Source organism: Streptacidiphilus sp. EB129 (genome assembly GCF_041262645.1).
Lineage (GTDB): Bacteria > Actinomycetota > Actinomycetes > Streptomycetales > Streptomycetaceae > Streptacidiphilus.
In genome coordinates this window covers 209,862-230,995 of record NZ_JBGCCS010000003.1, presented here as the reverse complement: position 1 = coordinate 230,995, position 21,134 = coordinate 209,862, and the positions used below count along the sequence as shown (strand labels likewise).

Sequence of the window (21,134 nt, the reverse complement as noted above, 5' to 3'; positions counted from 1 at the left end):
GCAGCATCGTGCGCAGGCCACGCAGTCGGCGGATGCTACGGCGATCGCCCAGTTGTCGACTGCGCTGAATCAGACGCGTGATCAGCTGACGCAGCATGGGGTCGTCCCGAAGGCGCCGCCGCCTGGTGCGATCGTTCAGGGCATTCCGGGCGCTGCGGGGTCTGCTGGTCCGGCGGGTCCCGCTGGCGTTCCTGGCGAGAACGGGGCTGTCGGCCCGGCTGGCGCCGTGGGTCCGGTCGGCCCGGCGGGGAAGGACGGTGCGGTGGGGGTCCAGGGGGCGACTGGACCGGCTGGCGTGGTCGGGCCGGCGGGTGCAGTCGGTGCCGCTGGTCCTTCCGGAGCCCAGGGTCCTGCTGGTCCGGCCGGTCCGGCCGGGGCCCAGGGCAGTGCCGGGCCGGCTGGGCCTGCGGGTCCGGCGCCGAGCGGGTGGACGTTCACCTACGCCGGTGTGACGTACGCCTGTGCGCCGTCGTCGGCGGGGTCCACGCAGTACTCGTGCACTCCGCAGTCGCCTGCCCCGTCGTCTCCGCCGTCGACTCCGGCCCCGTCGCAGCAGGCCACGGCTTCGAAGCAGCACACGGTGCACCGGACGGGTGCTGCGGTGTCGACGGGTCCGGGGAGGCCGTGATGGTGGGTCTGCTCGCGCACTGGCTGGGCCTGGACAACGCCTCCGGGCCTCCGTACTTGTGGTGGTCCGGCGCCGGCGCGGATCTGGGTGAGCTGGCGATCATCGGGGGCCTGGTGAGCATCTACCGGCGCCACAACTGCGAGGTGCACCGCTGTTGGCGGCTGGGGCGGCATGCGACTGCCGCAGGGCACATGGTGTGCCGTCGGCATCACCCGCTGGATCGGTTGACGTCGGCTGACGTCGTGTCGGCGCACGAGGAAGCGGGGCGGTCGTGAAGCGCCTGTACTGGGTCCTGGCCGTGGCTGGGCTGCTGGGCCTGGATGTGTACTTCCTGGGCTGGAGGCTCGCTGAGGTCCAGGGGAACGTGGAGGCGCAGTTCATCATCGTGACGCCGGCGTTCGTGGTGTCGCATGTGCTGCATCGGCGGCGTGCGGACCGTCATCATGCCGAGCAGCTCGCCGCAGTGGAGCAGCAGCACCAGGAGCGTTCTGAGGCGGATGCTGTGCTGCATCGTCAGGTTGGTGAGCTGCACGACTGGCATCTGCGCGGGGTTCTGCCGCCGGACACGCTGAAGCCCTGACCCTCATCTCATCCTCGCCCCGCGCCTACTGGCCGGGGCTTTCGCATACCTACCCTCGGAGGTTCCTGTGGCGCTGGCTGATCTGTCGGCCCTCGATGGCTACAAGACCGGCGGATTCCCGCCGGGGTATCTCAGCGTGCTCCGCACCTTCTACTCCCCTGTCGACGCCGTGCATGACGTGCTGCTCACGATGGTGAAGTCCGCCACGAAGTCCCTGGTCGTCGCGATGTACGGCTTCGACGATGACGAGTTGGCGGCGGCGCTGCACGAGAAGTTGGACGACGAGCACTGCTTCGTGCAGCTGACTCTGGACTCTTCGCAGGCGGGTGGGGTGCATGAGCGGGCCCTGTTGGCGAAGGACGCCTTCCCGGCCAACTCGGTGGCGGTGGGCCGCTCGGAGCACGGGGCGATCATGCACATGAAGGTGATGATCGTGGACGGGGTGGACACGGTGTCGGGGTCGACGAACTGGTCCCGGTCGGGTGAGTCGTTGCAGGACAACGAACTGAAGATCGTTCGGGATCCGCTGGAGGCAGCGTGGGCCCGGGCTCGGGTCGATGCGATCCATCAGCACATGCTGGCCGTCTCGGGCGCGAAGGCGGCTGCCTGATGGGGATCTGGGGTGAGGATTGGGCGTCGTACCAGTCGGCGGCGCCGGACACGTCGGGCCTGTCGTTCGCCTTCGTGAAGGTCACAGAGGGGACGGGGTACGTCAACCCGGAGTGGCAGTCGCAGCGGGATCACGCGAAGGCGAACGGTCTGGTGTGGGGCGGCTACCACTACCCGCACATGGGTGCCTCGGTGCAGACGGAGGCGGACTTCTTCCTCTCCCAGGTGGCGTGGAAGCCCGGGGACTTGGTGTGCCTGGACTGGGAGGGCTACGACGCGGCGAACGCGGGCGTGTCGAGGTCCCAGCAGGCTGCGTACAAGGACGCGTTCCTGCACTACGTGAAGGGCAAGCTGCCGCACAACCCGGTGGGCGTGTACGCCAACGTCGACTACTGGCACAACGTCGACACGACGGGCTACTACGGCGACTTCCTGTGGATCGCGACGGCGGGGCTTCCGGCCGGCCAGCCCGGGATCAGCGCCCCGTGGCTGTTCCACCAGTACTCGGCTGCGTCGGTTGATCACGACTACTGCCATCTGGCCAGCACGCAGGCGCTCCGCGATTGGGCGCTGGCGTTTGCTTCACCCTCGACTCCTCCTGGAGGTACTGACATGCCGATGACTCCGGCTGATGTTCAACTGCTGCTCAACACCCGGGTGCCGCTGGCGAAGCTCCCTGGTGGCTACGTGCCGTCCGTGGCGGAGCTGCTGAACGGTTCGAAGACGGCGGATGACCAGCTCGCGGCGCTGGGGAAGACCGTGTCGGCGCAGGGTGCGGCGATCACGGCTCTGGTGGCCCAGCTCGGCGCTCAGCATCCCGGCGTGGATACGGCGGCGGTCGTCGCTGCGGTGCAGGCTGCGATTGCGGCGGCGGTGGTGCACGTGGACGTGGCGGTGACCCAGCCGCCTGCCGCACCGTGACCGGGGCTGTGGTGGTTCGGCCGGGGGATCTGGGTCTGGTCCACGATCGCACGTCGGGTGGTGTCGCGATCGGTGTGGCGGAGTTCCTGGATGAGCTGATGCTGGGCCACTGGCGGAAGGCCGAGCGGGACTCGCTGTACCGGCACGTCTTCGTGGTGGAGTCTGTCGATCCGGACGGCACTGTGCACGCGATCGAGGCGTGGCCGGGCGGTGCGCGCCGGAGCACCTATCGCGCGGATGCCCCGGACGTCCTGTGGTCGTCCGGGCGCGGTGGCCTGTTCGACCTGAGTGATGCTCAGCGGGACATGGTCGTCGCCTGGTCCGTGGCGCATCTGGGTGCGCCGTACAGCTGGGCCGCATACCCGCTGAAGGCCCTGAAGGACTGTCCGTTGCCGGTGCCGTTTGTGGAGCGGGCGATGGAGCGGCAGGTGACCGAGTCGGGGCACTTCATGTGCTCCTGGTTCGGGGCGGCTGGTTACGAGGCGGCTGGTGTCCACTGGCCGAAGCCGGTGTGGGATCTGGCGCCGTCGGACCTCGGTGATCTGGTCCTGTCGGCGCCGCTGCTCAGCTCCTGAGCGCCCCGCCTGGTCCGCCGAGCCCCTGCTTGCGCTGCTCGGCGCGCATCCGGATGCCGTCGTCGAGGAACCCGTCCAGGTCGCCGTCGAGGACGGCTTGCGGGTCGTGTTCCTCGCGGCCGGTGCGGTGGTCGGTGACGCGCTTGACGGGGGCCATCACGTAGCTGCGTATTGTCGCCATGGCCCCATTGTGCCGGTGGAGGTGGTGTCATGGCCCGGATGCTGGGTGTGTGTCAGCGCTCGTGGTGTCCGATCTGCCGGACGGGTTGGGGTCTGGACTGCCCGGACGTTTCCCGGTCGAAGGGTGCGGCTCGGGCGGCGGAGAAGCGCGAGTGGCGGCGGGAGGCGGCGGCGTACGCTGGTGCTGCTGCTCGTCTGCGGTGGGCAACCTCCGCACCCAGGACGCTGGCATAGCCGGGTGGCAGGTCTGCCGGATCAGGTCGGGCGCGGGTGACCGCAGTCCCTCCCGCCGTCGACGGCCCAGTCTGGGGCCTATCAGCGTGGCGGGGTAGAGGCCCCGGAGATGTGCGCGTTCGGGCCGTCCTTCGGGGCGGCCCGTTCTGCGTATCCTGCTTCTGATGGAGCACTGCCCGGTTGCGCACCGGGTGGTCGCTGCTGGCCCGGCCGATCCCTGTACTCCCGGGTTGGGGTTGAACCCCAGGGCTGGCACCAACTTGAGCCCCGTTCGTCTGGCCTTCGGGCTGGGCGGGCGGGGCTGTTTTGCGTTTTCCCGCTGCTGCTGCGGGAGTTGAGTGCCACCCTGCTGGGTGGTGGTTCAGGTGAACAAATAACGCTACTCGACGGTCCTCTAACGCACGGTCAGTGACCGTTTGGTGGGCGCGGGATGACGCTCAGTAGGCGTAGCATTTTCGTATCGACCGTCGATCCGACTGGCCGAACACAGCTATGAGCCCCCGCGCGGATGGGTCCGCCGAGGGCTATGGCACAGAGGGAGAGAGAGACCTCCTTGAGCAGTCCCGACTCTAACCTGCCCGCGCCCAGCTTCAACAGTGGGGGTCAGGTTCCGGAACTCGGATCGTTCGAGTTCCACGGCGACCTCGTCACCGTCGTCACCACCGAGACCGGCAACTGGGCCGTCCTTGGCCAGCTCTGCCAGAACCTCACGCTCGACCCCAACGGGCAGCGGCAGGCCATCGAGCGGAAGTCCTGGTCGCGGGGCAAGACGTGCGTAACACACGTCCAGCTTCCCGGCGACACCCAGGCCCGGCCGCAGTTCCTGATCCATGAGCGCATCGTGCCGATGTGGCTGGCGAACATCACGGCCAGCCGGATCAAGGACGAGATCATCAAGGGCCGCATCGAGACCGCCCAGGTTGAGCTCGCCGACGCGCTCTACGAGTACGCCTCGCGGCGTCACCCCAGCAGGCCTGAGCCCACCAAGCTGGAGCTCGCGAAGGATCTCGTGGCTGTCCTTGAGGCGAAGGAGGCGCTGGAGGCCGCGAACCGGGTCCTGATGCCGAAGGCCAGCAAGTGGGAGGCTCTGTGTAACTCGGAGGGCCTGATCGACATGAACGCGGCGGCGAAGGCGTTCCGGGACTTCACCGGCGGGCTCGGGCGGACGAAGTTCATGGACATGCTGCGGTCGGACGATGTGCAGTTCCTGCAGGTCCAGAATCCGCGTATCCCGTATGAGCAGCACGTCAAGGCGGCTCGGGCGGAGGTGAAGTTCGTGCGGGCCGGCCGGATCGTGGTGGAGCAGACGTTCTTCACCGCGAAGGGCATGGACTGGCTCGCGGACCGGCTCGGGATCGGGACGGCGGCGCTGGCCATAGCCAGCTGATCAGGCGCGCGGCCCGCTTCTCCTGCTGGAGGGGCGGGCCGCTCTGCTGTTCCCAACTCCTAATCCGGTAGCTGCTGGGAGCAGATTGGTAGTTCAGGCGGCGGCTGGCGCGGGTTCGTCCTCGGCGTCGTGTGCGGCTGCGAGCCATGCTTCGACGAGCGCTGCGTACTGGTCGCGTTCGGCCTGCGTCCACGCCCGGCCGCCGCGTGCGAGGGCGTGGGCGCGGATTGCCTCGTTCGCTTGCGTCACCGCACGGCGGCGATCATCAGCAGAGGCAGCAGGCATTGATCCATTCTCGCAGCCGCAGGTGAACAGCAGCGACCGGACATGCAACCGCCCCCGTCAGCCGAAGCTGCGAGGGCGGATCGCGTATACCAGCCGCGCCGGGCTGAGTATCGTTCCTGGTGTCGAGTCAAGAACGGAGTCCAGTATGCCCGTGACCGAGCCCGAAAGCATCGGCCAGCGCATCAAGCGCTACCGGAAGCTGCGCCACCTCACCCAGACCGGCCTCGCCACCGCAGCCGGCGTGTCCTACAGCATGGTGTTCCAGATCGAGCAGGGAAAGAAGCAGGGCAGCCCCAGCGTCATCGCCGCGATCGCCCGCGCCCTGTCCGTGGCCGCGACCGACCTCATCGGCCAGCCCTACCTGGTCGAGCTGCAGCAGGACCAGCTCGACGTCCTGATCCAGCCGATCCGCTGGGCCCTGGACGTGTACGACCTCGGCGTGGACCCGGACATCGCGCCGCGCCCGCTGGACAAGCTCACGGCCGAGGCGGACCGCATGTGCGCGCTGATCCGGGCAACCGACCTGCGCACGGCGGCGACGGAACTGCCTGCGCTGATCCTGGAGACGACGACGGCCGCGCACATGGCACCGTCGGACCGGGCCTGGGCCACGCTCGCGTCCACGTACCGCACCGCCTACGACGTGGCGACGAAGCTCGGGTACCCCGACCTTGCAGCTCTCGCCCTCGATCGCATGGCGTGGGCTGCCGAGCGGGGCTCGGACCCGATAGTGGCCAGCATCCGGCAGTACCTCCGCAGCCTCGCCTACCTGCGCGCCGGCGAGTACCGCACCGGGCGGCGTCTGGTCGCCGTCGGCGCGGCGACGGCGGCACTGGCCGACCCGGGCCGGGTCCGCGACGTGGTGACCGGCCAGATCCAGCTGGGCGGCGCGGTACTGGCCGCCCGGGACAAGGACGGTGCGGCGGCGGAGGAGCATCTCGCCGAGGCGGCGCGTATGGCGGCACGCACTGGGGAGGCTGCGCAGGTGCACTGGCTGTCGTTCGGGCCGTCCAACGTCGCGGCGCACAGGGTTTCTGCGCTGGTGGATCAGGACCTGTATGCGAGGGCCCTGGGTGTGGCGAAGACGGTGCGGATTCCGGAGGACTGGCCGGCGTCGCGTGCGGCTCATCATCGGACGGAGATCGCGCGGGCGCAGTTGTGGACGGGGCGTTCGGATCAGGCGTTCCAGTCGCTGTTGGCGGCGCGTCATCTGGCGCCGCAGCAGACGCGGTACAGCTCGTCGGTGCGGGACACGGTGGCTGGATTGTTGTCGGCTAAGCGGTCGGCGCCGGAGACGCTGGCGAACTATGCGTCGTGGATCGGCATGTAACTGCACGTCAAGGACTATCACCGAAGAGTGATAGTTAAGGGTGCATATTGCCATCACCCTGTGACTGTGAGCCAAGCCACAGTCACAGGGAGATCCGCATGAGAACCGCCCGCACCATCGGGCCCGTCTGGATGCCGCAGCCCAACACCGTCGCCTGCCTGCCCGCCGGACGCTGGTGGGACGCCATCGTCGTCCCCCAACTCCAGGGCCTCGACGCCCTTGAGATCCTCGACCACGAGTCCGGGCGCGCCCCGGGCCCGGTCATCTGGGAACCTGCCGCGCGCCTGCCGCGCCTGTACTTCCTCGTGCCCACGGGAACCGCCGACACGTGGACGGCACCGGACACGCAGGCCCTCGGTACCGCAACGTTCGTGGTCGTTCCCGGGCCGACGTCGATCGAGCCCCCCGGGGTGCACTGGCTGGTCCCGCCGGACCCCGACGAGCCGGACGGCCTGGTCGACGCCGGACGGCTCGCAGAGGTCCTGGGAGAGCTGCGCCTGGCTGCCGCGTCATGACGGCGCTGATCCTGCCGGAGCCAGTCGAGGCCGGTGTGCTCTGGGACGTCGTGGCGATCCCGGCCCGACGCGGCCTGCGCCTGTTCGAGTGGCTTGCCGCCGACTACCCGGACCAGCTCGGCCCGGTCGCGCATTCCGCCCGCTCCTGGCAGACGTACTGGCTCGTCACGTTCGGCACCTTCCCGCAGGAATGGCCCCAGGGCTGCAGGCTCCTGGGCCTCGGCTCGTGGGTGACGCTGCCCCAGCTCGGCCTCGACGCCCACTCGGCGTGCTGGTTACGGCGCCCGGACGCCGATCTCGACGCCACCACCCTCACCCTCACCGGCGCGGTATGGCTTGCCGCCGCCCTCGACACCCATGGGAGCATCCTGTGACCCACACCCCTCGTATCTGCGCGATCTGCCACGAGCCCACCACCGGCATGATGACGCCGGTCAAGCTCGGCGACCAGACTCTCGGCCGTGTTGCCCTCGGGCACAACGACTGCCTGCGCCAGCTCATGGAGATGCTGTCCGCCGACATGGCCGCCGCCGAGGCCGGCGAGTGAGCCAAGCTCAGAAGCCGGCCCTCCCGCAGCGCGCCTCGGGCTACTGCACGTACTGCGACCGCTGGGTCCGGGATGGTGTCGTCATCGGCGAGGACCACGGCAACAGCGGCGGTGGCCGCACCATCGTCCGGCATCAGGCGCATCTCGGGCTCGCGCGGCCCGTCGGTCACACCCGGCCGCGGCGGTTCCTGGAGTGACGGAGCTACTCGGCTGGCCGCTGACGGAGGAGGAGTCCCCCGCCGACGATGATCCGCAGCCACTCGTTGATCTGGTCGCGGAAGAGTTCGGTCATGTGGCCTTCGGCGACGAGCCACAGGACCAGGCCGGGGCGTTCGTAGCAGGCGCACAGGCGGCCGGGCTGCAGGAGCTTGTCGTCGGGCGTCACGATCTCGTACATGGCCCTGGCCACCTCGGGACTGTCCGCAGGTGCGGCGAGGAGCCTGTCGGGGAGTATCGCGCCGGGCCGGACTCCCCAGATGCCGGGGTCCATGATGGCGAGTTTGGCGGCGTTGAGGTCGCGGATCAGCTCGGCGGTGATCTCACCTCGGCGGCAGGTGGTGACGATGTCGTCGCCGTCGAACCGAACACGGCACGCCTCGCCCGGATCCAGCAAGTCGGGCACAGGCGCCCCAGGGACGAGGCCGGATCCGGGTTCTCGCTCGAACACGTAGACACTGCTGGGCATGGGGTCCTCCCCGGGGGACATACGGTGCAGACACAGCACGATGCCAGGTCCCTGACCTGCGGTCTAGGGTGCGTCCGGGGCCTGGGCGGCGTGCCGCTGGGCGACGTTCTCGGCATACCGGATCAAGCGGGCAAGCTGCCCTGGGCTCATCTCGTCCATGCGCTCGATGAGAACCTCGACCATCTCGCCCGGCCGGTCGGGGTGCTCGATGGGTGTGAGGTGGAGGGCGAAGTACTGGGCTCCGGCGGCGAGCTTCACGGTGTCCGACGGCAGTTCGAGACCTCGGGCGAGCGCCTCCAACTCGATGGCGCTCGGGGCTTCTCTCATCTCGCCGAGCTCCAGGCGCCTGATCCAGGTGTAGTTGAGCGTCGTCGGCAGGGGTCTGCCGGTGCGCAGGTCGAGAGTGCCTGCGGGCGCGACGATGGGGCATCGGGCTGCGAGGTCACGCAGCGGCAGGCCGTAGCTGATCTTCCCGGTTTTGGAGACCCTCTTGAGTTTGGCGCGGGTGTCGCGCACGAGCCGGGAGAGCTGACCGGGGGATGTCGCTTCCGCCATGGATTGCCCACCATTCGCCGACTCGTCCTGGTGCAGGATCTAGACACATGTTGGCTCGCCCAGCGGGAGTTCGCCAGTGGAACTCGCTCAATTGACCGGATTTCCGTTGCGGTACCTGAACATCTAGACAGGCACACTCGCCGGTGCAACCATCGTCTGTATCCCAGCCGTCACGCAGGGCTACAGCCGTCAGTGCGCCCGCACGGAGGAACCTCATGCCGCCCGAGTTACCCGTCAGCTCGTAGCATCGTCGTCCGGCATCTCCCAGTCGTCGCTGAAGAGCCAGATCACGGGTACGCGTAGTGCGTCGGCGATGTCGAGGGCTGCGTCGATGGTGATGCTGGTGCGGCCGTTCTCGATGCCGCCGATGGATCGTTCGTCGATGCCGACGATCTCGCCGAGGGCTCGTTGGGTCAGGTTGCGTCCTCGGCGGAGGCTGCGGATCCGGTCACCGATCTGCTCGCGGCGCCTGATGGTGGCCGGGCGGGATGATCGGTACGGCACCCTGTCAACGCTGGCGGGATCAAGATCCAAAGTCGATGCACTTAACTTCCGATTTTTCGATCATGGAAGCACGGGAACTGCCAAACCAGTAAGGACCAACAACCAGTTTCACTACTAGCACGCCAGTTCGAAAGCTGCTTGAATCCTCAACGGCTGGCATATGCCAGAGCAACAGCGCCACCGCTCCCCCCATCCCGGGACGCAGGCCCACGGCGCTCCCCGCGCCACCCCCTCATGGACCGTCCAACCCGGAGCAAGATCTTGACTGGCCTAGAACCAGACCTCTCCCGGCTCACCCCCGCGCAACGACTCCACTGGCGTGTTGCAGCCGAGGCATGCGCGTCGGCCAGCCAAACCGATCTCAGCCAGGCCCCGCCGGAGGTCGCCCTGCTCGTCGACCGCCTCCGAACATGTCTCGGCGACATGCTCCAGCAGATGGCGGACTACCACTGCAAGAGCACGGACACTCCTTGATGCGCAGGCCTACGACTGTGCTTTGGGGAACTGTACGTGCGGCCAGTAGGTACCGGCTGTCACCGGCGCCAGGTTGAAGCCGATCAGCATCACCACCGCGCCGGTGACCACCGGCGGCAGCACCGCGTGGATGATCCGCGCGCCCAGCACCCGCACCACCAGGCCGCAGGCCAGCAGCACCGCGCCGACCGACAGCAGCGCGCCGGTCACCGTCGCGGTCGACCCGCCCTGGGTCCGGATCACCGCGGCCACCCCGACGAAGGAGAGGCTGCTGCCGAGATAGCTGGGCACGGTGCCCCGGGTGGCCAGCAGGAACAGCGCGGTGGCCACCCCGGACATCATGATCGCCAGATTGGGGTCCAGGCCCATCAGCACCGGTGCCACGAAGGACGCCCCGAACATCGCCACCACGTGCTGCGCACCGAGCCCGACCGTGCGCCCCCAGCTGAGCCGCTCGTCCGGACGCACCACCGCGCCCGGCTCCGGCGGCCGGCCGCCGTTGTGCAGCTTCCAGCCGAGGCCCCACGCCATGCCCTGCCCCCAGACCCGCCGCGACTCCGACCAGAACATGATCACGTTACTCCGCGTCGTCCCCCCACACCGCCGTACTGACGGTGTGTCACCGCCGGGTCCGTCGGGCGGCGCAGCCGTCCGCCGAGGCCGGTGACCCATGGCCCTTGACATCACATGGTCATCGGATCAGATTCCTGACGGGTCATCAGATCCAGCTTGTCAGATCCCCGTCGCCCGGTCGTCCCGCAGCCGCGGCCTGGTCGCCCCGCCCTGCGCGCGCCGCGCCCGCGCGCCCCCGTACCTCATTCCCAAGCCCACAGCACCACCCAGTCCCCTCCCCCACCTGCTCGGAGGCTCCGGACCCATGGCACCCTCTCGTCACGACCCGGCCCCGGCGGGCCGCGACGCCGCCGCCCTGTCCCGCCGCGCGCTGCTGAGCGCGGCCGCCGGCGGACTCGCACTCGGCGCCCTGCAGTGGGCCCCGCACACCCGTATCCCGGCCGGCAGCGCCGCCGCCACGCTCACGGCCCCGCCCGGCTTCCCGGCCGGGATCACGCTGTACCAGCAGACCTTCCAGAACTGGTCCGAGGAGGTGACCGTGAACGGGCTGTGGACCTGCGCCCCGGCCACCGCCCAGGACGTGGTCACCCTCGCCAACTGGGCCCACGCGCAGGGCTGGCAGCTGCGCCCGCTGGGCGGCGGCTACAGCTGGTCCCCGGTCGTGGTGGCCCCCGGCACCCCGTCCACCGTGGTGCTGGTGGACACCACCCAGCACCTGACCGCCGTCAGCGTCACCCCCGCCACCGGCACCGCGCCCGCCTCGGTCACCGCCCAGCCGGGCATCACCATGGACACCCTCCTCGGCATCCTGAAGAACGCCGGCTACGGGCTCACCGGCTTCCCGGTGATGGGCTCCGCCACGCTCGGCGGGGTGCTCGCCACCGGCGGCCGGGGCACCGGCGTGCCCGCCGTGGGCGAGACCCCGGTGCCCGGGCACGGCTACGGCTCGGTGGGCAATCTGGTCACCAGCCTGACCGCGGTGGTCTGGGACACCGTCTCCTCCGCCTATGTGCTGCGCACCTTCCAGCGCACCGACCCGCAGATCCAGGCCCTGATCACCAATGTCGGCCGGGCCTTCGTCACCGAGGTCACCCTGCGCGTCGGCGCGGACCAGCGGCTGCGCTGCCAGAGCTGGTTCAACGTCACCGCCGCCGACCTGTTCGCACCGCCGGCCACGGCCGGCTCCCAGTCGCTGGCCCACTACGTGGACGCCTGCGGCCGGGTGGTGTGCATCTGGTTCCCGTTCACCACCTCGCCCTGGCTGCGGGTGTTCACGCCGACCCCGAACAAGCCCTGGGTCAGCCGGGCCGTCAGCAGCCCGTACAACTACCCGTTCAACGACATCGTCCCCAAGAACGTCTCCGACCTGCTGGCGCAGATCGTGGCCGGTGACGCTGCCGCCACCCCGACCTTCACCGGCGCGCAGATGGACGCGATCAGCGCCGGTCTCATCGCCACCGGCAGCTGGGACCTGTGGGGCTGGTCCAGCGACATGCTGCTCTACGTCCGGCCGACCACCCTGCGGATCACCTCGACCTGCTGGAACGTGGTCACCAGCCGGGCGAACGTGCAACGGGTCGTCAGCGAGTTCTACGCCGCCTACAGCGCCCGGCTCTCCGCCTACCAGGCGCAGGGCCGCTTTCCCATGAACGGCCCGCTGGAGATCAGGGTCACCGGCCTGGACAACCCCGCCGACTGCCAGGTCCCCGGCGCGCTGGGCGCCCAGCTGTCGACGCTGCGCCCGCGCCCGGACCACCCCCAGTGGGACACCGCGGTGTGGTTCGACATGACCACCGTCCCGATCACACCCGGGGACCACGAGTTCACCGGCGAAATGGAGCAGTGGATCCGCGGCAACTACACCGGCTCCTACGGAGCGGTACACGCCGAGTGGTCCAAGGAGTGGGCCAACACGGCCACCGGAGCCTGGACCGACACCACGGTCATCGGCACCGACATCCCCGACTCCTACCGCACCGGCCACCCCGCGAACGACGGCTGGGACACCGCCGTCGCCACCCTCAACGCCCTCGACCCGGCGGGAGTCTTCAGCAGTTCCTTCCTGGACACCCTGCTGACCTGACCGGGATCCCGTCCGCTATCCGGCGACGTCTTCGACCTCGACCGTGACGTCGAGGCTGAAGACGTACCCGACCATCTCGCTGTCGATCCGTTGCAGCAGGTCGGCGAAGAGCCGCGAGGCCTCGCTGTGGTAGTAGGCCAACGCGTCGCCACCGGCCAGCGTGTGCAGGCTCGTGTCCGCGGACAGGTCGTCCAGGCCGCGCAGATGGTCGACCCAGGACCGGTCGAGAACGCTCAGGCAGACCCGCCGCTCCAGTTCGCGCATGACTGCCGGCGACAGCTCGGCCTCGCGCCGCTGGTAGGCGGCATGGGCGTCGGCGAGCAGCAGGGCGAGGAGGCCGGGCCCTTCCGACGCAGCCAGCGATTCGGGGCTCAGCCCGACCGGGTAGATCCGGGCCAGCTCCTCGTGCAGCCGCCGCGCGTCCATCGGCCCCGAGGTGGCCTGCTCGGCCAGCCGGGTGACCGCGGCGTCCAACGCGCACCGGACCCGCTCGGCCATGCCCGCGCCCCCCACGTCGTCGCGAACCTCCGTGCGCCGCCGGTAGATCCGGTCGATCTGCTCTGCAAGGACATCCTCGTGGCGCACGGCCGCGCAGAGGTTCTCGACCAGCCGCCCGGTGTCCTTCTCCAGGGCCCGTTCCAGGACATGCGAGAGGCTCTGACTGTCCATGGCCTCGGGGCTGCCGCCCATCACCGCGCGCGTCATCCGCAGGGCCCGAGGGGTGATGAACCGCACCAGCGACGGGTCGTCCAGTGCTGCGTAGACCTCGGACTCCCCGGGGTCGCCCCGTCGTCCGGCGCGCCCGCGCATGTGCCGTTCGAGCCGGGCGGTCTCGTAGAGGTCCAGCGCCAGGACGTGGAGGCCTCCGCTGCGCAGCACCGACTCGCGTTCCGCGGCGCTCGCCCCGACCCCGCCGAGAGGGATGTCCACGCCGCGCGCGACCATCCGGGTCACCACGGTGACCTGGCCGATGCTGCCCGCCATCGCGATGATCGCGGCCTCGTCCGCGTGGTTCTTCGCGGTCAGCATCCGGTGCGGAATGCCGCGCAGGGAGAGAGCCGCCGACACCTCCTCGGCCTGACCGATCGAGGCCGTGCCCAGCAGCACCGGCTGCCCGGCGGCACGGCACTCGGCGGTCCGCTGGACCGCCCGGGCGAGGCGTTCCGCGCCCGTTCGGTGGATATGGACGGGGTGGTCCACTCGGCGGACCGGACGCCCGGTGGGCACATGAACGGTCTCCAGCCCGTAGACGCGCCGATAGGCATCGGCCTCGGTGGCCACCCCGGTCAGCGCGCCCAGCCGTTCGTAACCGCGCAGGTAGTGGTGGAGCGGAACGGTCGCCAGCGTGCGCCGCTCCGGCGGGACCTTCAGGTTCTCCTTCGCGGCGAGCGCCGGCGTGACGCCGCCGGCCGCCCTGGCCCGCTGCAGGAGCCGACCGGTGCCGGTGTCCACCAGCGCGATGGCGCCGTTCTCGACCACGTAGTCCCGGTCCCGCTGGAAGACCGCCTTGGCCAGCAGCACCGCGTCGAGCATGCGCAGCAGGGCCGGGCCCCCGGAGGCGTACAGGTCGTCCACACCGAGTTGGTCCTCAAGGCGCGCGATTCCGGCCTCGGTCAGCGTCACCAGCCGGCGCTGCTGGTCGACCCGGTAGTGCACCTCGTCCCGAAGGCGGGTGACGATCCCGGTGAGCGAGGGGTAGTCGAACGCTCCGCGCGGCTCAGCCGTGCTGATCTCGGCGGTCCGGCGGGCGTCGTCGATCAGGATCAGGTCGGCCTCGTCCACGATGGCCAGGTGCCTGCCGCGCTGCATCACTTCGTCCGGGCCGAAGGCCAGATTGTCCCGCAAATAGTCGTAGGCGAAGGCGAAGGCCGTTCCGTAGGTCACATCGGCGGCGTAAGCGGCGCGCAGCGGCGGAATGGTCGCGGACTTCCTGTTGTCGTCCGGAGGGAGCAGTTCGCAGCTGAGCCCGAGCCGGCGGAAGACGGGGGCCATGGCCTCCGCGTCGCGGACCGCGAGGTAGTCGTTGGCGGTCATCACGTGCACTCCCCGTCCGGACAGCGCCCCGAGGAACGCGGGCAGCACGACCGCCATGGTCTTGCCCTCGCCGGTCTTCATCTCGGCCAACGCGCCGTGGTGCACCGCGACCCCGGCCATGATCTGCACGTCGTCCAGCCGGTGCCCCAGCACCCGCCGCGCGGTCTCCCGCACCACGGCGGCGGCCTCCGGCAGCAGCTCCTCAGCCGTGCTGCCAGATCGATGACTTTCCATCAATTCTCGTGCAAGGGAATCAAGTTCATCGTCCACAAGGGCGCGTACCGACGATTCCCGCGCATTGGCCGCAGCAGCCACCACGCGGCCCCGCTCCAACAGCCGCGATTCCGCCCCACGACGCGTAGCCCAAATCCTGCTCATGTCGCCCCCCGTTGACCGACACCCCTGAGCCGCCCCCCGCGGCTGCGGCAGACAGACGCTACTGGAGCGAATCACGGGGGGACAGTCCCGAGCGGGGAGAGCGCCAGGGGATGTTCGTCGTCACCGAGGCAGCCTGAAGCTCAGGCAGGCACGGCGGCGCGGGACTGGCGGCACAGCCGCGCACATTCGGCGCAGCCCTTCGGCCGTGTCGGTGTGCTCGCGCTCCACTTCGTCCGCAGCATGCACCGCGAGGTTCTGCGCGTCCTCCAGCCGGTTCTGTCGCTGGTAGGCCCAGGCAACGGAGTTGTAGACCATCAGGGACAGCAGTGGATCGGAGAACGCCTCGGCCGCCAGTGCCGCGCGCTCCAGGGCGGACAGGGCGAGGTCAGTCTTCCCGAGGCGGATGGACAGGTGCCCGCCCAGATGCGTGGCGAACCGGGGCAGTGTCGGAGGCAGCAACCGGCGCGCGGTGTCCTGCGCGTCCACCGCTCCCCGCTCGTCCCCGAGGCGGGCCGCCCGACTGCGGTCGTGGGATCCGTGGGGAGGCGGCAGGCTGGGAGGCATGACGACGCAGGCGCCCAGCGGGACCACGGTCGACGACATCGTCGCGCAGTTGCGGCAGCTGGTCAGCGGGCTGCCACCGCAGGACGGTGTCGCGGTGTTCGCGGACGCCTACCTCACCGTGACCGAGGCGATCCGCGACCACCTGGCCGAGGGCGGCTTCTTCCGCGCGCCCGGCGAGGTCACCCGGCTGGACGTGCTGTTCGCCGACCGCTTCCTCACCGCGCTGGACGCCCCGCGCCCACCGGCCTGCTGGCGGCCGCTGCTGGAACTGCGGCTGCACCCGGGCATCATGCCGATCCAGTTCGCCCTGTCCGGCATGAACGCGCACATAGAACACGACCTGCCGATGGCCGTCGTGGACGCCTGCGAGGCGCTGGGCTGCGTCCCCGACGAGCTGTCCGTCGACTTCCACCGCGTCAACGACGTGCTGGCGCAGGTCGAGGAGCAGGTCAGGGACACCCTGATGCCGGCCACCGAGGACATCCGCGCGGCCGAGCCCCTGGTGCACCTGATGAGCTCCTGGAGCATCGACCGCGCCCGCGACGCGGCCTGGGCCTCCGCCGTCGGCCTGTGGGAGCTGCGCGACCGCCCCACCCCGTACGCCGCCGCCACCGACGCCCTCGCCGACGCCACCGGCCTGGTCAGCCGCTGCCTGCTCACCCCCCTGGACCGGCTCCGCGGGTAGGCTGTTCGGGTGCGTGCAGGTCACTGCTACCCCGCCGACGCACCGTGAGCAGCGCCTACCCGTCGGTTCACGTGCTCACGGTGACTCAGCAGTTGTTGCCCCAGGCGTAGGTGGAACCGTTGATGGTGCCGCCTGTGTTGAAGTTGTGTCGCGAGGAGTACGCCCACGTTTCGCCGCTGTCGCACGCGTGCTGGAATCCGCCGGACATGTCCGCACCGGTGTTGGCCGATTCGTAGGTGACCCATGCGGTGTAGAGGTTACCCGCGGAGTCGGGGGTGCCGGTGACGGCGAAGTGTCGGCTCTCGTAGCTCGCGTAGTAGGGCCCGACGAACAGGTCGACCGTTCCCGAGCGGTTGCCGTGGTAGTAGTAGGAGAACTGGAAGCGCGCCCGCTCCGCGTGGCAGTACGGGGACCATTCGAGGACGACCTGGCCGACATAGGTACTGCCGGCGTAGTAGTTGCCGGCGTCGCCGAGCGTTTCGGAGCCCGGGGTGCAGACGTTGTTGTCGGCGAAGGCGGGTGTGGCTCCCGAGCCCATCACCCGAGCGTGGCGGCGGTGAGTGCGAGCGTGCCCGCTATGCCGGCCAGCCGTTGCTTGATGCTCATGTATCCCCCGTGGTGATGACCGCTGATCAGGCGCCCACTTGGACGCGGCAGCATGCTATCCGCGGCCCTGCCGTGCGCATAGCGCGGTGACGGGATGAGTTCGCCGGGTCCGGGTCGGCCAGAACGACTTGCGCCGGCACGCCATCGTCACGACCGTGGGGAAGAGATCGTGGTTCCGGGGGCGCGAAGCTCCGTCCGCGCCCCGGAATCAGCCTTGCAGTGCAGCCGCTGCCGGCCTGCTGCTACCAGCTGGCGTGCAGCGGCTTGCCCTCGGCGTAACCGGCGGCGCTCTGGACGCCGACGACGGCCTTCTGGTGGAAGTCCTCGATGGAGTGCGCGCCCGCGTAGGTGCAGGAGCTGCGGACGCCGGCCACGATCGAGTCGATCAGGTCCTCGACACCGGGACGGGCCGGGTCCAGGAACATCCGGGAGGTGGAGATGCCCTCCTCGAACAGCGCCTTGCGGGCCCGGTCGTAGGACGACTCCTCGGAGGTCCGGTTCCGCACCGCGCGGGCCGAGGCCATCCCGAAGCTCTCCTTGTACTGGCGGCCGTCGGCCGTGGTCTGCAGGTCGCCCGGGGACTCGTAGGTGCCGGCGAACCAGGAGCCGATCATCACGTTGGAGGCACCGGCGGCCAGCGCCATCGCCACGTCGCGCGGGTGCCGGACGCCGCCGTCGGCCCAGACGTGCTTGCCGAGCCGGCGGGCCTCGGCCGCGCACTCCAGCACCGCAGAGAACTGCGGCCGGCCGACGCCGGTCATCATCCGGGTGGTGCACATGGCGCCGGGGCCGACACCGACCTTGAGGATGTCCGCGCCCGCCTCGACCAGGTCCCGCACACCGGCTGCGGCGACCACGTTGCCGGCCACGATCGGCACCTGCGGGTCGAGACCGCGCACCGCCTGCAGCGCGCTGATCATCGACTCCTGGTGGCCGTGCGCGGTGTCGACGATCAGCACGTCGGCGCCGGCCTCCAGCAGCGACTTGGCCTTGCCCGCGACATCGCCGTTGATGCCGACGGTGGCCGCGATCCGCAGCTTCCCGTTGGCGTCGACGGCAGGGGTGTACAGGGTGGCGCGCAGTGCGTTCTTGCGGGTGAGCAGGCCGACCAGCTCGCCGCGGGCGTCCACCACGGGGGCGAGCTTGCGGTGCGCGTGGCCGAGGCGCTCGAACGCCTCGCGCGGTGCGATGCCCTCCTCCAGCAGCAGCAGGTCGGTGGACATCACCGCGGCGAGGCTGGTGAAACGGTCCACGCCCTGGCAGTCGGAGTCGGTCACCACGCCCACCGGCTTGCCGTCCGCGACCACGACCAGCGCGCCGTGGGCCCGCTTGTGCAGCAGCGACAGGGCGTCGGCGACGGTGTCGCCGGGGGCGAGGGTGAGCGCGGTGTCGTGGATCAGGTGGCGCTGCTTGACCCAGCTGACGACCTCGGACACGACCTCGATCGGGATGTCCTGCGGGATGGCGACCAGTCCGCCCCGGCGGGCGACGGTCTCGGCCATCCGGCGGCCGGCGATGGCGGTCATGTTCGCGACGACGAGCGGGATGGTGGTGCCCGTGCCGTCGGTGGAGGCGAGGTCCACGGCCTGGCGCGAGCCCACGTTGGAGCGGCTCGGCACCATGAACACGTCGTCGTAGGTCAGGTCGTACGGCACCGAGGGGCGCTCGTCGTAGCTGCCGGTCTGGGGGTTCAAGAAGCGCATGAAGGGGCTCTCTGCTGCGAGTGGGTAGACCTCAGGTGCGGTCGGGGACGCGCACACGGGCGCCCTGCACCCAACGTTCGATTCTCGCCTACGTGAACCCGAAGTGCCAGCTCAGACGCGCATGTTGACGGTCCGCACAAGCAGTCGCCGCGGAACGCCGACGGGGCCTGTAGGTTCCTACAGGCCCCGTGGGGACGTGGGTCGGCGGCGTCGGCCGGGGAGAGTCAGTGCCGGCAGACCCAGGGGGCGTTCTCGGTCGCGGCCAGCGCCTGCGCGCGCAGGCTGCGTACCGCCTCGGCCGGGTCGCCAGCGCCGTAGACGGCGGAACCGGCCACGAAGACGTCCGCGCCGGCGTCGGCGCAGCGCTCGATGGTCTCGGCGGAGACGCCGCCGTCGACCTGCAGCCACAGTTCGAGGCCGTGCCGGTTGATCAGCTCCCGGGTGCGGCGGATCTTCGGCAGCATGATGTCCAGGAAGGACTGGCCGCCGAAGCCCGGCTCGACCGTCATGATCAGCAGCATGTCCAGCTCGGGCAGCAGGTCCTCGTACGGCTCGATCGGCGTGGCCGGCTTGAGCGCCATGGACGCGCGCGCGCCGAGCGATCGCAGCTCGCGGGCCAGCCGTACCGGCGCGGCGGCGGCCTCCACGTGGAAGGTCACCGAACCGGCGCCGGCCTCGACGTACTGCGGGGCCCAGCGGTCCGGGTCCTCGATCATCAGGTGGCAGTCCAGCGGGATGTCCGTGGCCTTGCGCAGCGACTCGACCACCGGCAGGCCCAGGGTCAGGTTGGGCACGAAGTGGTTGTCCATCACGTCGACATGCAGCCAGTCGGCGCCGCGGACGGCCTCGGCCTCCTCGGCGAGCCGGGCGAAGTCCGCGGACAGGATGCTGGGGCTGATCTGAGGGCTCATGGCATTCAGTATCCCGTGAGCGCGGGACGGCCCCGTACCTCGGCCCGGTCAGGCCTTCTTGCGCAGCAGGGCCAGGTACATGGCGTCGGTGCCGTGCAGGTGCGGCCACAGCTGTACGTCCGGACCCTCGCCGAGGTCGGGGACGCCGGGCAGCAGCGGCCGGGCGTCGATCCACTCCAGGTCGTCCCGCTTGCGCAGCACGTCCTGGACCACCACCCGGGTCTCCGCGAGATGCGGCGAGCAGGTGGCGTAGCCGACCACGCCGCCGGGGCGGGCCGCGTCGGCGGCCGAGTTCAGCAGGCCGCGCTGCAGCGGCCCGAACGCGGCGACGTCCTCGGGCCGACGGCGCCAGCGCGACTCCGGGCGGCGGCGCAGCGCGCCCAGCCCGCTGCACGGCACGTCGACCAGGACCCGGTCGAAGCTGCCGGGTCGCCAGGCGGGACGCAGCCCGTCGGCGGTGATCACCGTGTACGGGCCGGGGTTTCCGTCCATCGCCCGGGCGACCAGCGCGGCACGGTGCGGCTGCGACTCGGAGGCGACCAGCGCGGCGCCCCGCTGCGCGGCGAGGGCGCCGAGCAGGGCCGCCTTGCCGCCGGGGCCGGCGCAGGCGTCCAGCCACACCCGGTCCCGGCCGCCGAGCGGAGCGGCCGCCAGCGCGGCGGCGACCAGCTGGCTGCCCTCGTCCTGCACCCCGGCGCGGTTCTCCCGCACCGCCGTCACCGCGCCCGGCTCGCCGCCCTCGACCAGCCGCACCGCGTACGGGGACCAGCGGCCCGGCTCGGTGTCGCCCTCCGGCAGCGAGTCGCGGAGCTCGGCCGCGGTGGAGCGGCCCGGACGGGCCACCAGGGTCACCGCCGGGCGCTCGTTGTCAGCGGCGAGCAGCGCGGAGACCGCGGTGCGGCCGCAGTGCTCCGGCTGCCACACGCCCAGCGAGTCCCAGAGCGCGGCGACCACCCAGCGCGGGTGCGAGTGCAGCACGGCGAGGTGGTCCTCGGCGTCCTCCTCGTACGGCGGGGCGACCTGTTCCAGCCAGGTGTCCAGGTCCTGGGTACTGATCTTGCGCATCACGGCGTTGACGAACTTCGCCCGACCGTCGCCGAGCACCACCCGCGCCAGCTCCACGGTCGCGGACACCGCGGCGTGGGCCGGGATCCGGGTGCCGAGGAGCTGGTGCGCGCCGAGCGTCAGCACGTCCAGGACGTTGGGGTCGACCTTGCTCAGCGGCCGGTCGATGCAGGCCCCGATGATCGCGTCGTAGCTGCCCCGCATCCGCAGCGTGCCGTAGACCAGCTCGGTCGCGAACGCGGCGTCGCGCCGGTCGAAGCCCTCGCGCTGCTCGGCCTTGCGCAGCAGCGAGGGCAGGATCAGGTTGGCGTAGGCGTCGCGCTCGTCGACGGCACGCAGCGCCTCGAAGGCGATCATGCGAGCCGGGTCCTTCTTCGGACGGCGGTGCGGGCGCGGGGCGCGGGCGGGCTTTCCTGCGGGCGGGGTGCTCATGCGAGGCCTCACTACAAGGTGCTGACGTTGGCTATCGACCACGATCCTGCCCCGTCCACGCGCACGGGACAAACCGGCGCCACAACCCCGC

The 21,134-nt window shown here is 70.4% G+C and carries 22 protein-coding genes and 3 pseudogenes; 13 read left to right on the top strand and 12 right to left on the bottom strand.

Translation table 11 applies throughout. The features are described 5' to 3' along the window. Nucleotides 1–627 precede the first annotated feature (627 nt). From ABH925_RS05280 to ABH925_RS05260, 5 genes are all read left to right on the top strand, one after another. Nucleotides 628–903, top strand: coding sequence for a hypothetical protein (locus tag ABH925_RS05280; RefSeq protein ID WP_370145675.1), 276 nt, complete (start codon nucleotides 628–630; stop codon nucleotides 901–903). Further along, nucleotides 900–1,208, top strand: coding sequence for a hypothetical protein (locus tag ABH925_RS05275; RefSeq protein WP_370145674.1), 309 nt, complete (start codon nucleotides 900–902; stop codon nucleotides 1,206–1,208). Before ABH925_RS05280 ends, ABH925_RS05275 begins: the two co-directional genes overlap by 4 nt. Nucleotides 1,209–1,275: 67 nt before the next feature. Then, on the top strand, nucleotides 1,276–1,818 hold the full coding sequence (locus tag ABH925_RS05270; protein WP_370145673.1) for a phospholipase D-like domain-containing protein: 543 nt from the start codon (nucleotides 1,276–1,278) through the stop codon (nucleotides 1,816–1,818). Further along, entirely contained in the window at nucleotides 1,818–2,738 is a 921-nt protein-coding gene (locus tag ABH925_RS05265; RefSeq protein WP_370145671.1) for a glycoside hydrolase family 25 protein, read from the top strand. Before ABH925_RS05270 ends, ABH925_RS05265 begins: the two co-directional genes overlap by 1 nt. 74 nt (nucleotides 2,739–2,812) lie before the next feature. Continuing rightward, nucleotides 2,813–3,313 carry a hypothetical protein gene (locus ABH925_RS05260; protein WP_370145670.1) on the top strand — a complete coding sequence of 167 codons (501 nt, stop codon included), beginning with the start codon at nucleotides 2,813–2,815 and terminating at the stop codon, nucleotides 3,311–3,313. On the opposite strand, the pseudogene prfB reads toward ABH925_RS05260, so the two are convergent. Then, nucleotides 3,303–3,485 (bottom strand): annotated as a pseudogene (gene prfB / locus ABH925_RS05255) (peptide chain release factor 2); the annotation flags it as partial. The gene ABH925_RS05260 and the pseudogene prfB overlap by 11 nt on opposite strands. Nucleotides 3,486–4,280: 795 nt before the next feature. Here prfB and ABH925_RS05250 point away from each other — a divergent pair. Continuing rightward, nucleotides 4,281–5,114, top strand: a complete 834-nt coding sequence (locus tag ABH925_RS05250; protein ID WP_370145669.1) for a phage antirepressor KilAC domain-containing protein — start codon at nucleotides 4,281–4,283, stop codon at nucleotides 5,112–5,114. A 93-nt stretch (nucleotides 5,115–5,207) separates the two neighbouring features. Here ABH925_RS05250 and ABH925_RS05245 read toward each other — a convergent pair whose 3' ends face one another. Then, nucleotides 5,208–5,363: a hypothetical protein gene (locus ABH925_RS05245; RefSeq protein WP_370145668.1), complete on the bottom strand. Its 156-nt coding sequence runs from the start codon at nucleotides 5,361–5,363 to the stop codon at nucleotides 5,208–5,210. A 181-nt stretch (nucleotides 5,364–5,544) separates the two neighbouring features. Between ABH925_RS05245 and ABH925_RS05240 the strand changes: the two genes are divergently transcribed. The 5 genes from ABH925_RS05240 to ABH925_RS05220 all read left to right on the top strand — a co-directional run bounded on the left by ABH925_RS05240 (nucleotide 5,545) and on the right by ABH925_RS05220 (nucleotide 7,988). Further along, nucleotides 5,545–6,729, top strand: a complete 1,185-nt coding sequence (locus tag ABH925_RS05240; protein WP_370145667.1) for a helix-turn-helix domain-containing protein — start codon at nucleotides 5,545–5,547, stop codon at nucleotides 6,727–6,729. A gap of 98 nt (nucleotides 6,730–6,827) precedes the next feature. Next, nucleotides 6,828–7,244 (top strand): hypothetical protein, encoded by a 417-nt coding sequence (locus ABH925_RS05235; protein WP_370145666.1) that lies wholly within the window; start codon nucleotides 6,828–6,830, stop codon nucleotides 7,242–7,244. Continuing rightward, entirely contained in the window at nucleotides 7,241–7,618 is a 378-nt protein-coding gene (locus ABH925_RS05230; RefSeq protein ID WP_370145665.1) for a hypothetical protein, read from the top strand. The genes ABH925_RS05235 and ABH925_RS05230 overlap by 4 nt, the downstream gene beginning before the upstream one ends. Continuing rightward, nucleotides 7,615–7,791: a hypothetical protein gene (locus ABH925_RS05225; RefSeq protein ID WP_370145664.1), complete on the top strand. Its 177-nt coding sequence runs from the start codon at nucleotides 7,615–7,617 to the stop codon at nucleotides 7,789–7,791. Before ABH925_RS05230 ends, ABH925_RS05225 begins: the two co-directional genes overlap by 4 nt. Next, nucleotides 7,788–7,988, top strand: a complete 201-nt coding sequence (locus ABH925_RS05220) for a hypothetical protein (protein WP_370145663.1) — start codon at nucleotides 7,788–7,790, stop codon at nucleotides 7,986–7,988. Before ABH925_RS05225 ends, ABH925_RS05220 begins: the two co-directional genes overlap by 4 nt. Nucleotides 7,989–7,993: 5 nt before the next feature. Here the strand turns inward: ABH925_RS05220 and ABH925_RS05215 are convergent, their stop codons facing one another. From ABH925_RS05215 to ABH925_RS05200, 4 genes and pseudogenes are all read right to left on the bottom strand, one after another. Further along, nucleotides 7,994–8,413, bottom strand: coding sequence for a hypothetical protein (locus ABH925_RS05215; RefSeq protein ID WP_370145662.1), 420 nt, complete (start codon nucleotides 8,411–8,413; stop codon nucleotides 7,994–7,996). A 126-nt stretch (nucleotides 8,414–8,539) separates the two neighbouring features. Continuing rightward, entirely contained in the window at nucleotides 8,540–9,031 is a 492-nt protein-coding gene (locus ABH925_RS05210) for a hypothetical protein (RefSeq protein WP_370145661.1), read from the bottom strand. 234 nt (nucleotides 9,032–9,265) lie between these two features. Next, the gene (locus ABH925_RS05205; RefSeq protein WP_370145660.1) at nucleotides 9,266–9,565 is read right to left on the bottom strand and encodes a helix-turn-helix domain-containing protein; all 300 of its coding nucleotides are present in this window, start codon (nucleotides 9,563–9,565) and stop codon (nucleotides 9,266–9,268) included. 471 nt (nucleotides 9,566–10,036) lie between these two features. Beyond that, nucleotides 10,037–10,540 (bottom strand): annotated as a pseudogene (locus ABH925_RS05200) (solute carrier family 23 protein); the annotation flags it as partial. A gap of 346 nt (nucleotides 10,541–10,886) precedes the next feature. On the opposite strand from ABH925_RS05200, the gene ABH925_RS05195 reads away from it, so the two are divergent. Beyond that, nucleotides 10,887–12,665, top strand: a complete 1,779-nt coding sequence (locus ABH925_RS05195) for a cholesterol oxidase substrate-binding domain-containing protein (protein ID WP_370145658.1) — start codon at nucleotides 10,887–10,889, stop codon at nucleotides 12,663–12,665. A gap of 15 nt (nucleotides 12,666–12,680) precedes the next feature. Here ABH925_RS05195 and ABH925_RS05190 read toward each other — a convergent pair whose 3' ends face one another. Continuing rightward, the gene (locus ABH925_RS05190; protein WP_370145657.1) at nucleotides 12,681–15,077 is read right to left on the bottom strand and encodes a hypothetical protein; all 2,397 of its coding nucleotides are present in this window, start codon (nucleotides 15,075–15,077) and stop codon (nucleotides 12,681–12,683) included. A 189-nt stretch (nucleotides 15,078–15,266) separates the two neighbouring features. Next, nucleotides 15,267–15,509 (bottom strand): annotated as a pseudogene (locus ABH925_RS05185) (transcriptional regulator); the annotation flags it as partial. A gap of 130 nt (nucleotides 15,510–15,639) precedes the next feature. Between ABH925_RS05185 and ABH925_RS05180 the strand changes: the two are divergent. After that, nucleotides 15,640–16,326, top strand: coding sequence for a DUF5995 family protein (locus ABH925_RS05180; protein ID WP_370145656.1), 687 nt, complete (start codon nucleotides 15,640–15,642; stop codon nucleotides 16,324–16,326). Between the two features lie 85 nt (nucleotides 16,327–16,411). Here ABH925_RS05180 and ABH925_RS05175 read toward each other — a convergent pair whose 3' ends face one another. The 4 genes from ABH925_RS05175 to ABH925_RS05160 all read right to left on the bottom strand — a co-directional run bounded on the left by ABH925_RS05175 (nucleotide 16,412) and on the right by ABH925_RS05160 (nucleotide 21,043). After that, complete coding sequence (locus tag ABH925_RS05175) at nucleotides 16,412–16,864, bottom strand: hypothetical protein (RefSeq protein WP_370145655.1); 453 nt, start codon at nucleotides 16,862–16,864, stop codon at nucleotides 16,412–16,414. Between the two features lie 310 nt (nucleotides 16,865–17,174). After that, on the bottom strand, nucleotides 17,175–18,635 hold the full coding sequence (locus tag ABH925_RS05170; protein WP_370145654.1) for a GuaB1 family IMP dehydrogenase-related protein: 1,461 nt from the start codon (nucleotides 18,633–18,635) through the stop codon (nucleotides 17,175–17,177). Between the two features lie 224 nt (nucleotides 18,636–18,859). Further along, nucleotides 18,860–19,546, bottom strand: coding sequence for a ribulose-phosphate 3-epimerase (rpe, locus tag ABH925_RS05165; protein WP_370145653.1), 687 nt, complete (start codon nucleotides 19,544–19,546; stop codon nucleotides 18,860–18,862). A 48-nt stretch (nucleotides 19,547–19,594) separates the two neighbouring features. Next, nucleotides 19,595–21,043, bottom strand: coding sequence for an RsmB/NOP family class I SAM-dependent RNA methyltransferase (locus ABH925_RS05160; protein WP_370145651.1), 1,449 nt, complete (start codon nucleotides 21,041–21,043; stop codon nucleotides 19,595–19,597). Nucleotides 21,044–21,134 lie beyond the last annotated feature (91 nt).

Coding starts and splice junctions, on each gene's coding strand:
- ABH925_RS05280 (WP_370145675.1), top strand. CDS start 628: ATGGTGGGTCTGCTCGCGCACTGGCTGGGCCTGGACAACGCCTCCGGG.
- ABH925_RS05210 (WP_370145661.1), bottom strand. CDS start 9,031: ATGGCGGAAGCGACATCCCCCGGTCAGCTCTCCCGGCTCGTGCGCGAC.
- ABH925_RS05265 (WP_370145671.1), top strand. CDS start 1,818: ATGGGGATCTGGGGTGAGGATTGGGCGTCGTACCAGTCGGCGGCGCCG.
- ABH925_RS05170 (WP_370145654.1), bottom strand. CDS start 18,635: ATGCGCTTCTTGAACCCCCAGACCGGCAGCTACGACGAGCGCCCCTCG.
- ABH925_RS05190 (WP_370145657.1), bottom strand. CDS start 15,077: ATGAGCAGGATTTGGGCTACGCGTCGTGGGGCGGAATCGCGGCTGTTG.
- ABH925_RS05160 (WP_370145651.1), bottom strand. CDS start 21,043: ATGAGCACCCCGCCCGCAGGAAAGCCCGCCCGCGCCCCGCGCCCGCAC.
- ABH925_RS05235 (WP_370145666.1), top strand. CDS start 6,828: ATGAGAACCGCCCGCACCATCGGGCCCGTCTGGATGCCGCAGCCCAAC.
- ABH925_RS05175 (WP_370145655.1), bottom strand. CDS start 16,864: ATGGGCTCGGGAGCCACACCCGCCTTCGCCGACAACAACGTCTGCACC.
- ABH925_RS05240 (WP_370145667.1), top strand. CDS start 5,545: ATGCCCGTGACCGAGCCCGAAAGCATCGGCCAGCGCATCAAGCGCTAC.
- ABH925_RS05195 (WP_370145658.1), top strand. CDS start 10,887: ATGGCACCCTCTCGTCACGACCCGGCCCCGGCGGGCCGCGACGCCGCC.
- ABH925_RS05230 (WP_370145665.1), top strand. CDS start 7,241: ATGACGGCGCTGATCCTGCCGGAGCCAGTCGAGGCCGGTGTGCTCTGG.
- ABH925_RS05180 (WP_370145656.1), top strand. CDS start 15,640: ATGACGACGCAGGCGCCCAGCGGGACCACGGTCGACGACATCGTCGCG.
- rpe (WP_370145653.1), bottom strand. CDS start 19,546: ATGAGCCCTCAGATCAGCCCCAGCATCCTGTCCGCGGACTTCGCCCGG.